Source organism: Rhodoglobus sp. GW821-FHT12B09 (assembly GCF_058809925.1).
The window spans coordinates 94100-108182 of record NZ_JBXATB010000003.1; the positions used below are offsets into that span (position 1 = coordinate 94100).

Consider the following 14083-nt stretch of genomic DNA (forward strand, 5'->3'; position numbering starts at 1 on the left):
CCCTATCGGCGCTTTTCCGTCGTCGGCGGCCGGTCGATATCCTCGGACGAGTGAGTGAGTCGAACGTCACGCAGTTGCCCGGGGGGCGGGTCCTCGTCGGCCAGGTCGTCGTCAAGCTGGCTCTCTTCGCGACCTATGCCGCCTTCATCTCGGTGCTGCTACCGGCGCGGGTCGCCGAGCTCGACCCGTCCAACAAGGTCGCCGCTCTCGCCACGATCTCGACCTCGGCCTTCGCGGTGACCGCGATCGCTCAGCCCCTGGTGGGCGCCCTCAGCGACCGCACACGCACCCGCCTCGGCCGACGTCTCCCCTGGATGATCGCCGGGGCCGCTCTCGGCGGTCTCGCTATCGGCATGATGGGCGATGCGCCGACGGTGCTGGCTGTGGGGCTGCTCTGGGCTGTCGCCCAGCTCGCGCTCCACGGCCTCGAGGTCTCCGCGGACGCCTACCTCGTCGACGCCTTCGCTCCGCAGCGACGAGGCATCGCGGCCGGGGTGACGGGGTTCGCACTCGTGGCGGGCACTGCGGTCGGAGCGGTGCTGACCGGATCGTTCGCGGCCAGGCCAGTCGTGGCATCCTGGTCGCTTGCCGCGGCCGTAGGCCTATCGGTCGTGGTGTTCGCTATGCTCGTGCGCGACCGAGCGGCGCCCGCGCGCCAGGCACGGCAGCCCTTCCTCGTCGCCCTCCGGGCAGCAGCGGCAGCCTCGGCGGCGCACCCGGATTTCGTGAAGATCCTGGTCTGGCGCATCGCCTACTCGATTGCCTACAGCGTCGTCTTCGCCTACCTGCTGTATGTCCTGACCGACCTGGTCGGCGTACCGAGAGACGATGCCGCGCGGATGGTCGCCGTCGCGACGGTGTCCGGCAGCGCAGCCGCAGCCGTCACGGTCATCGGCGGCGGCTGGTTGAGCGACCGGCTGGGACGTCGGCGCCTCTTCATCCTCGTCGGCAACGGGGCGATCATCGCTGGGGACCTTCTGCTGCTCATCCGCCCGACTGCACCGACGGTGATCGTCGCGGCCATCCTGTTCGGGGCGGGCCTTGGCCTGTCCATCTCGTGCGGCCGCGCCCTCGCGAGCCAGGTGCTGCCGAGCCCCGAGAACGGGGCCGCCACCGGCCTCGGGCTGCTCAGCACGGCCGCGAACGTCGGCCAGGCAGCTGCGCCGGCGATCGGCGGACTGGTGATCGGCCTCGGCGGCTACCCTGCGGCGTTCGCAGTGAGTATCGCCGGGGCCGGGGTCGGCGCGGTCGCGGTCGCGGTGGTCAGGACGGTCAGGTAGCTCCAATCCCCGCGACGTCGGTCTTCACGCGCGCCGATCCATGGGCGAGCCCTAGAACACCACCCGCCGGAGGGCCGGTACCGCGGCGAGCGAGACAGTCGCCGAGCCGTGCGCCGCGCTCGTCGCCGTGATCGTGACGGGCCCTGGAGCGCCGGTGGAGCGGATGATCGCCAGCGCGCGCCCGTAGTAGAGCCGCGTGGTGGACCCGGTGAAGGAGAGCTCGGTGGTCGGCGACGCACTGCCGAGGCCGGCCAGAGTAGCGGCGCCGGTGACAGTGACGGTGACCTCGTCGCCGTCGAGCATCTCGACCACGCCGAAGTCGTCCGCGAGGTCGATGCTCACGAAGGCGAGGTCCTGGCCGTCGGCGGCGAGTTCGAGCGACTCGGGGCCTAGGGTCAGTCGCGGGCTCTCAGCCGATCGCAGCGTAGAGCGGCTCACCTCGCGACCCTCCCGATAGCCGATGGCTTCGAGAATTCCGGGCTCGTACCGTGCGCGGAAGCGCGCGAGGAAGCCGCGGGCGCGGCCTGCCCGGCGCCGCCCCAGGGAGACACCGTTGAGCAGCAGCTCCACCTCGTCATCGGAGGAGTAGACCTCGATCTCGGCGCGCTTGCCCTCGGAGCCCCGCCAGGCCCAGCTCGAGATCGCGTCGGTGCTGCGCCACGCCACTCGGTGGGTGGACTCGCCAGCGTGGTCGAGCGGCCGAACCGCGATGCCGGGTGCGGGGAGGTCGCTCCAGAGCGCTCGCAAGTGGAGGGCGGGTGCTCCGGGGTTGCCGAGGATGTCGATGACGCCGCAGCCCGCCAGCACGTGCGGGTAGGCCTTGCTGAGGAGGACATCGCCGCCGCCGTAGGTCCAGGTGCCGAGCCCGGTCTCACCGAGGTAGTCCCAGCCGCTCCAGACGAAGTCGCCGATCACGTTCGGCGATCCCTCGACGAGCGCCCACGCCTTCACGACATCGCCCATGAGCGTCTCGCTGCCGTAGATGACCCTCTCCGGGTACTTCTTGGTGTCGCCCCTGTATCGGCCCCACGCGTAGTTGTACCCGATCACGTCGACCTCGGGTATGGCGTCCCTCGTCACACGATCGGCGACGGGCAGCTTGGAGACCGTCTGCATGATGCTGCCGATCCGGTTCATCATGATGTTCGCCATGGTGCTGCTGGCGGCGGACTTCTTGCGCGGCGCGGGGCGCTCGGCCCCCTGCTCGTTGGCCTTGAAGAGGTCGGTCCCGCGGCTGGACATGACGTTGACCAGGAAGTTCATGGCGAGCGTTGTCGGCCGCGCGGGGTCGAGGTCGTGGAAGAAGGCGTTGAGCTCGCGCGCGGTCTCGACGCCTTTCGCGGTGGCCGTTTCGCCGACCTCGTTGCCGATCGAGTACATGATCACCGACGGGTGGTTGCGGGCCTTGTCGACCATCGATCGTGCGTCCTCCCGCCACGACTCCTCCCAGAGCGGGGCGGCGTCGTGGGGCGTCTTGCGCTGGTACCAGGTGTCCGCGAGCTCGTCGATGACGTAGAGCCCCACCTCATCGGCGGCGTCGAGGAGGTCCCGGGAGATCGGCTGGTGGGCGCTGCGGATCGCGTTGAATCCATTCGCCTTGAGGATGCGCGCCCGGCGGAACTCCGCCGCACGCAGCGTCGCGGAGCCCAGCAGCCCGTTGTCGTGGTGCACCGCGGCGCCCTTGAGCAGCACCGCCTCCCCGTTGACGCAGAGCCCGTGCGCTGCATCGATCACGATGGTCCGCAGCCCGAAGGAGAGCTCGCGCTCGTCGACGACCGTGGTGCCGCGGGTGACCTCGACCGAGACGGAGTAGAGGTACGGGTCATCGTGCGACCACGCGCGGGCGTGGCCGACGAGGATCTCGAGGGATGCCGCGCCCGCTTCGACCGGCGCAGACGCTTCAGCCACGACGCCCGACCCGTCGGCCAGGGTTACCCGGGCCACGAGGTCGCGAGCGTCTCCGTCCACGAGGATCGTCGCGTCCACCACGGCGTCGACGCCGACAGACCTGGTGTGCAGCCGGATGCCGCCGTCCGCGATCCGCGTGGCCTCGAGATCCTCCAGCCAGACCCTGCGGTAGATCCCGGATCCCGTGTACCAGCGGCTGTTCGGCGTCTGCGAGTTGTCCACCTCCACCTCGAGGACGTTCGCGCCGGCCACGAGTGCCGGCTCCAGCTCCACGGCGAACTCCCGGTAGCCGCTCCGGTTGGTCGCCACAGTCACGCCGTTGAGTCGTACTGTCGTGTCACCGTAGACGCCCTCGAACACGAGCCTGAGCATCCCGCCGCTCTCCCGCTTGGGCACGTCCCAGGTCTTGGTGTACAGGTACGTGCCGCCGGGGAAGAAGCCGCCGTGGTGCGAGGTTCCGCCCTGCGGCGTGCGCGCCTCGTGGATCATCGCGTCGTGCGGCAGGGTCACCGCCACCGACTCTGTGTCGTCGGCTCGACGGAACGTCCAGCCGTCGTTGAAGGGTTCCGGGGTCATGGTCAGCTTCCGACGGCCGTGCTCGTGGTGTCGAGGGTCGCGCGGCGACCGATCGAGATGGGGAGGATAGCGAGCGCACCGAGCACGGAGACGATAGCTCCGACGATGTACACGATCGTGTAGTTGCCCGCCGCGAGCGCGATCAGGCCGCCCGCGATGAGCGGGCCGACCGCCTGCGGCACCTGGTTGGCGAGTTGGATGATCCCGAGGTAGCGGCCGTTCTGCTTCTCGGCGTGAGGCAGCACATCGAGCTGGATCGCCTGGTCCACGGCGCCGTAGACGCCGATGGCCAACGAGGTGATGAGGCCGCCGATGATGTACTGGGTGGTGCTCTGCGTGGCGGCGACGACCACCATGCCGATCGCGAGCAGAGCCGCGCTGGCCACGAGGAACGGCTTGCGGCTGTGCAGCTTGTCGGAGAGGAATCCGCTGATCAGGGCGCCCGCGATAGCCACGATGATGCTCAATCCGCCGGCCGTGGCCACGATTCCCGCGATCACCGCGGGCTCGAGGCCGAGTCGAGAGCCGAGCAGGTAGACGCCGTAGGTCGTGGAGAAGGACAGTGCGAGGAAGATGAACGCGCGGCTGATCCAGACCCAGCCGAGGTTGGAGTACTTGCGCGGGTTGAAGTAGAAGCCCCGAACGAGCTCCTTGACGTCGACGGGACCCGGGCGGGTGGTGATCGCCCTGTCCTTCATGACGATCACGAAGATCACCGCGAAGACGAAGGCGAAGCCGGCGGGCGCCAGGAACATGATGAGCGGCACGCCGACGAAGATGCCGGCGAAGACGATGCCGATGATCGGCCCCACCTGGGTCACCGCGCCAGAGATGCCGGCCACCTTGCCGCGCTGCTCCTCCGGCAGGAGGTCGCTGAGGTGGGTGAGGATCATGGCGCCGCACGCGGAGTAGCCGATGTACGCGATCGACCAGCCGATGACGACAACCGCGACGCTCGGCGCGAGGCCCACCATCGCGGAGCCGACCACACCGAGGACGGCACCGCCGAAGAACCACGGACGGCGCCGGCCGAAGCGCGACAGGGTGCGGTCGCTGAGCACGCCGATGAGCGGGCTCGTGAAGACGACGATGATGCCGGGGATTCCGACAGCCAGGGCCAGGGCGGTGTCCTTGCCCGCGGGATCGATCTGCTGCACGCGGATTGCCAGCGAGAACCCGATCGGGGTGATCCAGGCCACGTAGAGGGCCATGTAGGCCGCGATGAGGGGAACGAGGTAGCGGCGGCGCACCTTGGTCAGGGGAGCATCGGCATCGCTCAGTGCGGCGCCGATATCCTCCGCTCCCAGTTCGAGTCCCGCCGCAGTGCCGAGCGGCACGTCTGTCGTTTTGGCCATGTCATAACTCCATTGTCGTGATCGGGTGAGGTGTATCTAGTGGTCGCTAGATTAGACCTAGTGCTCGGTAGATTACAATACGAAGCGTGACCGCGCAGACCGTTCCGCCGAAGAAGCGGGTTCAGACGCGGCTTGCGCCGGCCGTTCGGCGCCGGCAGATCGTCGAAGAAGCAACTCGCCTCATCTCGATCTCGGGCTTCAAGTCGGTCTCCCTCGTCGATATCGCGGAGGCGTGCGGCATCCGCGGCCCGTCAGTCCTTCACCACTTCCCCTCGATGAACGACCTGCTCGCCGCCGTCCTCGACCACCGGGACGAGGTCGATACCGAGGAATCTCCCACGCTCGAGGAGACCGCCTCCCCGAGCTCGACGAGCGCCTTCCTGCGCAGGGCGGCGGAGCGCAACCTGGCCAGGCCCGAGCTGATCCGCCTCTACGTGATTCTGGGCGCCGAGGCCGTGGACGCGGCCCACCCCGCACACCAGTACTTCCTCGATCGCGAGGAGCGGAACTACAACGGGTTCGCGCAACTGCTCAGCTGGAAGGCGAACCCGCTGTGGGCGGCCCGGGAGCTCATGGCGTTCTGGACGGGCCTCGAACGCCAGTGGGTCATGGACCCCGCCGTCGACTTCCTCGCGATCTGGGACAACTTCGCCGAGCGGTTCTTCGTCAGCGACTAGCGCCCCGCGCGGAGTTCGACTACACGCGTTCTTGCGCAGCCCCGGTCTGGGTGCTACTTTCGTCGAAGCGGTTCGACGATGAGCAAGGGATGACACGTGGCAACCATCGAGGATGTGGCCAGGGCAGCGGGCGTTTCCCGCAGCACGGTGTCGTACGCCCTCTCGGGGAAGCGGTCGATCTCGAGGGAGACCCGGGAGCGCATCGAGGCGGCGATCGCCGAGCTCGGCTTCACCGTAAATGCTGGTGCGAGGGCACTTGCCACCTCTCAAACGATGTCCATCGGGCTCCTCTCGCAGTTCCACCAGGACGAGTTCGCCCCCGCGATGCTGCAGTACATCAGGTCCGTCTCCGACGCCTCGCGCGAGCTCGGCTACGACGTGCTGTTCGTCACCGACTCGGACGGCGCAGCCGCGGTGCAGCGCATCACGTCGTCGAACATGGTTGACGGCGTCGTGCTGCTCGACGTGACCCACCAAGACCCGCGCCTCGTGCCGCTGCGCGCCGCGCGCCAGCCGGGCGCCCTGATCGGGCTGCCGGGCGACACCGAGGATCTCGACGTCTTCGACCTCGACTTCGGCGAGTCCGCACGGGTTGTCGTCGACCACCTCTACGGCATGGGGCACCGCGAGATCATCCTCATCAGCCCCCCTCAGCACGTCTTCGACCGCGGTGGCGCCTACGGCTGGCGGTTCAGGGACGCCGCCGTCGAGCGGGCCGGCCGCTACGGCATCCGGATCCACGCCTACTACGGCGAGTCGCAGCAGCCCGCGATCACCACGAACATCAATGCGATCCTGGATGCCCGGCCCACCGCAACCGCGCTCATCGTGCACAACGACGCGACGATCGCCGCGCTCCCCCTAGTCCTCCAGGCCCGAGGCGTGGCGGTCCCCCAGGACCTCTCCGTCATCAGCCTCTACTCCCGCGATTTCGGGCGGATCTTCTCACTGCAGTACACCGCGGTGGAGAGCTCGCCCGACAAACTGGCCCGTTTCGCGGTCCAGCAGTTGGTGCGACGAATCATCGACCCCGACCAGGCTGGTCCGGCGGTCGTGAAGTTCATCGCACCCGAGTTAGTGGATCGAGGAAGCACCGCCTGAGCGGAGGAGCGCTCAGCGCGCTTTTCTCAGGGGCGTTGTCGAACCGGTTCGACACCCGCACCACCCACAGATGCAGTATTCAGAGAGGAATATCGTGATCACCACAACCCACCGGGTGCGCGCAGGCGCTGCCCTTCTCCTGGCCACGGCCTTCATCGGAACGCTCGCCGCGTGCTCGACCCCCAGCACCGGCGGTGACTCCGCCGGCGGCGGCACCTACACGCTCTGGGACCCGTACCCCGACCGTGACGCCTCGTCGACCTGGGCCAAGGCTATCGACGCCTGCGCCACGACGCTGGGCATCACGATCGAGCGGAACTCCGGCAACACCGGAGACACCGTCAAGGACATGACGACCGCCGCCGCGAACCTTCCGGACATCGCGATGGTCGACAACCCCAAGGTCTCGACCCTCGCGGACGCCGGGCTCCTCACCAAGGCGGCGGAGAACGGCCTCGATGTCTCGAACATCGAGCCGAACATCCTGAGCGCCGGCGAGATCGACGGTGACGTCTACGGAGTGCCCGTCGGGGCGAACACCCTCGGCCTGTACTACAACCCCACCGTGCTCGAGGGTGCGGGCGTCGACATCGCGTCGGTGACCGACTACGCCTCGCTCACCGCCGCTCTGGAGAAGATCGTGGCATCCGGCAAGAAGGGCATCACCTTCTCCGCCGTCGGAACCGAGGAGGGCTCCTTCCAGTTCCTCCCCTGGTTCTGGGGAGCGGGCGCCGACCTCACGAAGCTCGACTCGAGCGAGGCCGACGCGGCCCTGCAGCTCTGGACGGACTGGGTCACGAAGGGCTACGCGCCCAACTCCGTGATCTCGAACACGCAGGGCACGAGCTGGGACGAGTTCAAGACCGGTGACTTCGGGTTCGCCGAGAACGGCTCCTGGTTCAAGGGCGACGCGGACGCGGCCGGCTACCTCTCGATCCAGATCCCGGGCATCGACGGCGGTGCGGCTCCCGCTCCGACCGGCGGCGAGTTCATCACCATCCCGGTGCAGAAGGATGCCTCGCGCTACGCCACCTCGGCGAAGATCGTCGAGTGCCTGAGTGACGGCTCGGCCGGTGCCGACGCCCTCGGCTACGTCGCCCCGACCGCCGACGGACAGGCTGCCCAGCTCGCCGCCGACCCGACCCTCAAGTTCTGGATCGGCGCGGTCGGAGACGCGAAGCCGCGCACCGCCGACAACCTCGGCATCTCGTACGGCATCATCTCCGAGCAGCTCTACACGGCAGTGCAGAACGCCCTGAGCGGCGCGGCCTCCCCGGCCGACGCGCTCAAGGAGGCGCAGGCAGCTGCCGCCGAGAAGCTCAAGTAGTACAACTCACCTCACGTAAGGAACTTGCCATGTCAGTCATCAAGGCCATCGACGGGTCGGCTGTGCGTGGCAGTACACGGGGGGCGGGGTCCGCGTCCGCGGATGCCGCCCCCCTGCCCCTGCGCCGCAAGCGCCAGGGGCAGGGGCTCAAGGCCCAGCTCGCCGCGTGGGCCTTCATCGCCCCCGTCGTCATCTACCTGGTCGTGTTCTACGCGTACCCCCTGTACCGCAACCTCGACCTGAGCTTCCGCGACTACACACTGCGCTCGTTCATCGACGGAACCGCCGACTTCGTCGGGTTCGACAACTACGTCGAGGTGCTCACGAGCTCGACATTCGGGCCGGCGATCCTCAACACGGCAGTCTTCACCTTCGTCTCCATCGCCTTCCAGTTCACGCTCGGCCTGGCCCTTGCCGTGTTCTTCTTCCGCAAGTTTCCGCTCGGGTCGACCCTGCGCGCCCTCTTCCTGGTGCCGTGGCTCCTGCCTCTACTGGTCTCCGCGTCGGTGTGGGCCTGGATGCTCAACAGCGACTCCGGCGTCATCAACTCGCTGCTCGGGGCTGTCGGCATCCCGCAGATCAACTGGCTCACCTCGCCGCAGTGGGCGATGGTCTCGGTGCTCATCGCCAACATCTGGATCGGCATCCCGTTCAATCTCGTGCTGCTCTACAGCGGGCTGCAGAACATCCCCGACGAGGTATATGAGGCGGCGTCGCTGGACGGCGCGAACGGCTGGCAGGTGTTCTGGCGCATCACGTTCCCCCTCCTGCGGCCGGTCTCGGCGATCACCCTGCTGCTGGGTCTCGTGTACACGCTCAAGGTCTTCGACATCATCTGGATAATGACCAGGGGCGGGCCCGGCAACTCGTCGACGACGCTCGCCATCTGGTCGTACCGGCTGGGGTTCGGCAGCGGCTCGCCCGACCTGAGCCCTGCGGCGGCCGTGGCGAACCTGCTCATCCTGCTGGCGTTCGTCTTCGGCCTCATCTACATCCGACTGCAGTCACGAATGGCGAGAGCATGAGAACTACCTCGATGCGGAGAACGCGCTCCCTCACGACAACGGCGGTCGGTGTCATCCTCACCGCCATCATGCTGTTCCCCCTCTACTGGATGATCAACGTCTCGCTCACCCAGCCGACGGACCTCCGTAAGGACCCGCCCAACCTGTTCCCCGTGAACCCGAACTTCGAGGGCTACACCCGGGTGCTCGGGGAGCAGCTGCCGTACCTCGGCACGAGCCTCGTCATCGGGCTCGGGACGGTCGCGCTCACCCTCGTGCTCTCCGCGCCCGCCGCCTATGCTCTGGCGAAGCTCCGCCCACGTGGAGCGACGACCCTGAGCTTCGTGCTGCTGACCGCCCAGATGATCCCGGGCATCATCATGGCGATGGGCTTCTACCTGATCTTCAACAGCTGGGGCATCCTCGATACCCCTGGCGGGCTGATCCTCGCCGACTCGACTCTCGCCGTGCCGTTCGGGGTGCTCATCTTCACCGCCTTCATGTCGGGAATCCCCGACGAGCTGATCGCCGCGGCGAAGATCGACGGCGCGGGCGCCTGGCGCACCTTCCGGTCGATAGTGCTCCCGGTCAGCCGCAACTCGATAGTGACGGTGTCGCTCTTCACGTTCCTGTGGGCGTGGTCTGACTTCATCTTCGCGTCGACGCTCGACCGGGGCGGCGACTTCCAGCCGATCACCATGGGCATCTACCGCTACATCGGCAACAACACCCAGGACTGGAACGCGATCATGGCCACCGCCGTCGTCGCCTCCATCCCCGCGGCCGTCTTGCTCGTCGTGGCCCAGCGGTACGTCGCCGCCGGGGTCACCGCCGGCGCCATCAAGGACTAGCCGTCCCCCGACCACCCTCATTCAGGAGAACCATGCCCAGTTTCGACATCGACGAGATCCCGTTTAGCATCAGGGGGTCGTGGCTCGACATCTCGCGGGTCGTCGCCCTGCACACGCGCGCCGAGGACCTGCACGTCGTCTCCCATCAGAACGGGATGCACGGGGTGCTGGCACTGATCCCCCTCGCTCACGGCGAGCGCGCGGACGTGGGGGTGACCGCGACGGAGTCGATCCTGCGCCTGTCCCACCCGACGGGAACCATTGAGGCCGCCTTCGACGGCACCGAGACCGTGCGCCTCAGAGGGCGTGGGCTGGGCATCCGGATCAAGGACGCCGCTGCCGGCCTCACGCCGTTCACCGGCACCTACCTGTTCACCGAGCCGGGTACGGACTCGGCCGTGTTCACCTCCTACGAGACCGGCCGCCGGTACCGGGTCACTCCGTTGGCGGGGGCGGTTGCCGTCGAGGGCGCCGGAGCGCTCGGGGTGGGCGAGCGCGCGGTGGTTGCCGAGGCCGGCGACTGGGAGGTGGCCATCGAGGAGTTCACCGCGGCACGCAGCCCGTACGTGCCCGCCCGCCAGTTCGACGAGGTGGTGGCCTCGGCAGCGCGCGAGTTCGGCGACTACGCCGAGGCGATTGCGCCGTGGCGCAGCGAACGCACTCCCGCGGCCGATCGTGCCGCCTACGTCCTCTGGTCGGCGACGGTGCGGCCCCTGGGCTACCTCGGCCGCGAGTCGATCCTGATGTCGAAGCACTGGATGGACAAGGTGTGGAGCTGGGACCACGCGTTCAACGCCCTCGCCCTGGCGCCGGGCCTCCCGTCCCTCGCCCTCGACCAGTTCCTGGCGCCGTTCGACCACCAGGACGAGACGGGCGCCCCGCCGGACTCGGTCACGCACTCCGAGATCCTCTACAACTACGTCAAGCCGCCCATCCACGGCTGGGCGCTGGCCAAGCTGCGCAAGCTCTCTCCCGAGGGCCTCTCCGGCGCGCAGCTCGAGGACGTCTACGACAGGCTCGCGCGCTGGACCGGCTTCTGGCTCGACCACCGCCGCGTCGAAGGCCATGCCCTGCCCTACTACCAGCACGGCAACGACAGTGGCTGGGACAACGCGACCACGTTCGACCGCGACCGGCTCATCGAGTCGCCGGATCTCGCGGCGTTCCTCGTCGTGCAGCTCGACGTTCTGGCCGGCATCGCGGACGACCTCGGCCACGACTCGGGCCGGTGGCGCACGGAGGGAGAGCTCATCCTCACCGCCCTGGTCGAGGAACTGTGGGACGGGAGCGACCTCATCGCGAAGGGTGCCGACTCTGGACTGCCCAGCTCCGCAACGAGCCTGCTCACTCTCCTGCCGATCCTCATCGGCGACCGCCTCCCCGACCAGATTCGCGAGCGGCTCGCCGAGGGCATCCGGTCCCATCTCACGGCGTTCGGCCCGGCCACGGAGATCCCCGGCACGGCGCACTACGAGCCCGACGGGTACTGGCGCGGCCCGATCTGGGCACCCTCCACGGTGCTGATCGAATCGGGTCTGCGCACGAGCGGCTTCGTCGAACTTGCCGATCTCGTGAGTGAGAGGTTCCGGTCGCTGTGCGAGCTCTCGGGGTTCGCGGAGAACTTCGACGCCGTGACAGGCGCCGGCCTCAGGGACCGGGCGTACTCGTGGACGGCGAGCGCGTACCTGCTGCTGGCGGCGGAGGCGGAGGCGCGGGAGTCCTAGCTCCAGGCCACGGACTCGTCGATCGTGCCGCCCTCGAGAGAGAACTGCTCCCGCCCCGGCAAGCGCACGGTCGCCCGCACTCCCGCGGGCACCTGGGCTTCAACGCGCAGAACCCCGTCGGCGATCGTCCAGTGCACGGACACCCGGCCGCGCCTCGTCTCGATCGCTGTCGAGACATCCGTCAGGCCACCGCCCGGCTGGGGTGCGATGAGCACCTCGCTGTACCCGGGCGCGAGCGGGCTGATGCCCCCGACCACCCTGTGCATCCAGTCCGCGACCGCGCCGAGGGCGTAGTGGTTGAACGAGGTCATCTCGCCCGGGTTGATACTGCCGTCCGGCAGCATGGAGTCCCACCGCTCCCAGATGGTGGTCGCGCCCATGGTCACGGGGTAGAGCCAGGACGGGCACTCCTCCTCCAGCAGGAGACGGTAGGCCTCGTCGAGGTGGCCGGTCTGCGAGAGCGCGTCGCAGATGAACGGGGTGCCCGCGAATCCTGTCGAAATGCGGTAGCCGCTGGCCGCCGCGAGCTCGGCGAGCCGGTTGCCGGCGAACACGGCATCCGGAGCGTCGAGGATGTCGAAGACGATCGCCAGAGCGTAGACGGTCGTGCAGTCGCTCCGAATGACTCCGTGATCGAGGTAGTGCTCGGTGAACGCCGCGCGGAGCCTCGACGCGATCGCGCCGAACTCCTCGGCCTCCGCCTGCCGGCCGAGTACCGCCGCGGCATCCTGGACGATCCGCGCCGAGTGGTACAGGCTGACGGTCGCGACGACGCCGGTGTCGGCCTTCGCCGCCGCCGGGTCCTCGGGCGGGGCATCCGGGTCGAGCCAGTCGCCGAACTGGAAGCCCGTGTCCCACAGGCCGGTCGGCGAGAGCAGCGTCTCGACGTGCCGCACGTGGGAGGCCATCGAGTCGAACTGGGCGGCGAGCACGGCGCTGTCGCCATAGGCCTCGTACAGGTCCCACGGCACCCAGACGCCGGCGTCGCTCCACACCGCCGTCGACTCCTGCTCGGTGGTGATCTCCACCGGGATCTCGAGGTACTTCAGCGGGTCGGGCACGACGTACGGGATCACGCCGTTCGCGTGACCCTGCTCCAGCGCGACATCCACCAACCATTCCGCGAGGAAGGCCTCGACGTCGAAGAGGTAGGCGGCTGTCGGGGCGAAGGCGGCGATGTCGCCCGTCCAGCCGAGACGCTCGTCGCGCTGCGGGCAGTCGGTGGGCACGCCGACGAAGTTGCCGCGCATGCCCCACACGACGTTCTCGTGGAACTTGTCGAGAAGCGGATTGGACGACGCGAAGGTGCCGGTGCGCTCGAGCTCTGAGCCCACCACGACGGCGGTGATGTCGCCAGCCGTCAGTTCGCCCGGCCAGCCGGTGACCTCGGCGTAGCGGAAGCCGTGGAAGGTAAAGGTGGGCTCGAAGACATCGGGCCCGCCACTCAGGATGTACCGGTCGGTCGCCAGCGCCGTGCGCAGCGGTCGCGTGCCCAACTCGTCGTGCTCGAGCACTTCTGCATGTCGGATCACGATCTCGGTGCCGACCGGGCCCTGCACCGTGGCGCGCACGTAGCCGACGAGGTTCTGGCCGAAGTCGACGAGCGTGGCGCCCGCGGGCGACCGCCAGACGGCCACCGGGGCCACCTCGGCGAGCGGCCGGATGGGCGGGCCCGCGTTCGGCACCAGAGTCGCCAGGTCGAACTCGAGCTCGTGCACGCCTGCCCAGCCGGATTCCTCGAACCCGGGCTCGAGCCAGGCCCGGCTGTCGCGGCGGGCGTCGATGGTCTGCCCGTCGTAGAGGTCGTTGGCGGTCACGGCGCTGGGGCCGGCGGCCCAGCTGCTGTCCGTGCCCAGCACCTCGACGTGCCCGTCGGCGTAGGTCACCTCCAGCTGCGCGAAGCCCCCGAGGGTGTCGCCGTAGATGCCGCTCTTGCCCGACCAGCCGAGGCGCCCCCGGTACCAGCCGTTGCCGAGGGCGAGCCCCAGCACGTTGGTGTCGCCGAGAAGCGCACTCACGTCGTACTCGGTGTACCGCACCCGCCACTCGTAGCTGGTCCAACCGGGTGTCAGCAGGTCGGGCGAGACCCGCTCCCCGTTCAGCCACGCCTCGACGACGCCGAGCGCCGACAGAGTCAGTCTCGCCGCGACCACGTCACCGTGCCCGGCCTCGAGCGCGAACTCGCGACGGAGCAACGGCGCACCGTCGAAGTCGAGGTCGGCGGCGATCATGCGGGCGTGCCAGTTCATGGTGGTTCCTGTCGTAGTTGTGGAGCGGGAA

Annotated in this window: 10 protein-coding genes; 7 read left to right on the top strand and 3 right to left on the bottom strand. The window is 68.7% G+C overall.

Features of this window, described 5'->3' with window-relative positions; translation table 11 throughout:
• Positions 1 to 50 precede the first annotated feature (50 nt).
• Positions 51 to 1280 (top strand): MFS transporter, encoded by a 1230-nt coding sequence (locus tag AC1RTC_RS07575; protein WP_493154889.1) that lies wholly within the window; start codon positions 51 to 53, stop codon positions 1278 to 1280.
• A 51-nt stretch (positions 1281 to 1331) separates the two neighbouring features.
• Here the strand turns inward: AC1RTC_RS07575 and AC1RTC_RS07580 are convergent, their stop codons facing one another.
• A complete protein-coding gene (locus AC1RTC_RS07580; protein ID WP_493154890.1) occupies positions 1332 to 3764 on the bottom strand; it encodes a glycoside hydrolase family 2 TIM barrel-domain containing protein in 2433 nt (810 codons plus the stop codon).
• Between the two features lie 2 nt (positions 3765 to 3766).
• On the bottom strand, positions 3767 to 5119 hold the full coding sequence (locus AC1RTC_RS07585) for an MFS transporter (protein WP_493154891.1): 1353 nt from the start codon (positions 5117 to 5119) through the stop codon (positions 3767 to 3769).
• A gap of 86 nt (positions 5120 to 5205) precedes the next feature.
• Here AC1RTC_RS07585 and AC1RTC_RS07590 point away from each other — a divergent pair, with 86 nt between their 5' ends.
• The 6 genes from AC1RTC_RS07590 (at position 5206) to AC1RTC_RS07615 (ending at position 11803) form a co-directional block, all read left to right on the top strand.
• On the top strand, positions 5206 to 5796 hold the full coding sequence (locus AC1RTC_RS07590) for a TetR/AcrR family transcriptional regulator (protein WP_493154892.1): 591 nt from the start codon (positions 5206 to 5208) through the stop codon (positions 5794 to 5796).
• A gap of 96 nt (positions 5797 to 5892) precedes the next feature.
• Positions 5893 to 6897, top strand: a complete 1005-nt coding sequence (locus AC1RTC_RS07595; protein WP_493154893.1) for a LacI family DNA-binding transcriptional regulator — start codon at positions 5893 to 5895, stop codon at positions 6895 to 6897.
• A gap of 94 nt (positions 6898 to 6991) precedes the next feature.
• A complete protein-coding gene (locus AC1RTC_RS07600) occupies positions 6992 to 8224 on the top strand; it encodes a sugar ABC transporter substrate-binding protein (RefSeq protein ID WP_493154894.1) in 1233 nt (410 codons plus the stop codon).
• 29 nt (positions 8225 to 8253) lie between these two features.
• Positions 8254 to 9249, top strand: coding sequence for a carbohydrate ABC transporter permease (locus AC1RTC_RS07605; RefSeq protein ID WP_493154895.1), 996 nt, complete (start codon positions 8254 to 8256; stop codon positions 9247 to 9249).
• On the top strand, positions 9246 to 10079 hold the full coding sequence (locus AC1RTC_RS07610) for a carbohydrate ABC transporter permease (protein ID WP_493154896.1): 834 nt from the start codon (positions 9246 to 9248) through the stop codon (positions 10077 to 10079). Before AC1RTC_RS07605 ends, AC1RTC_RS07610 begins: the two co-directional genes overlap by 4 nt.
• A gap of 32 nt (positions 10080 to 10111) precedes the next feature.
• Positions 10112 to 11803, top strand: coding sequence for an amylo-alpha-1,6-glucosidase (locus tag AC1RTC_RS07615; protein ID WP_493154897.1), 1692 nt, complete (start codon positions 10112 to 10114; stop codon positions 11801 to 11803).
• Here AC1RTC_RS07615 and AC1RTC_RS07620 read toward each other — a convergent pair.
• Entirely contained in the window at positions 11800 to 14052 is a 2253-nt protein-coding gene (locus AC1RTC_RS07620) for an alpha-L-rhamnosidase (protein WP_493154899.1), read from the bottom strand. The two genes, AC1RTC_RS07615 and AC1RTC_RS07620, sit on opposite strands and share 4 nt — an antisense overlap.
• Between the last annotated feature and the right edge of the window lie 31 nt (positions 14053 to 14083).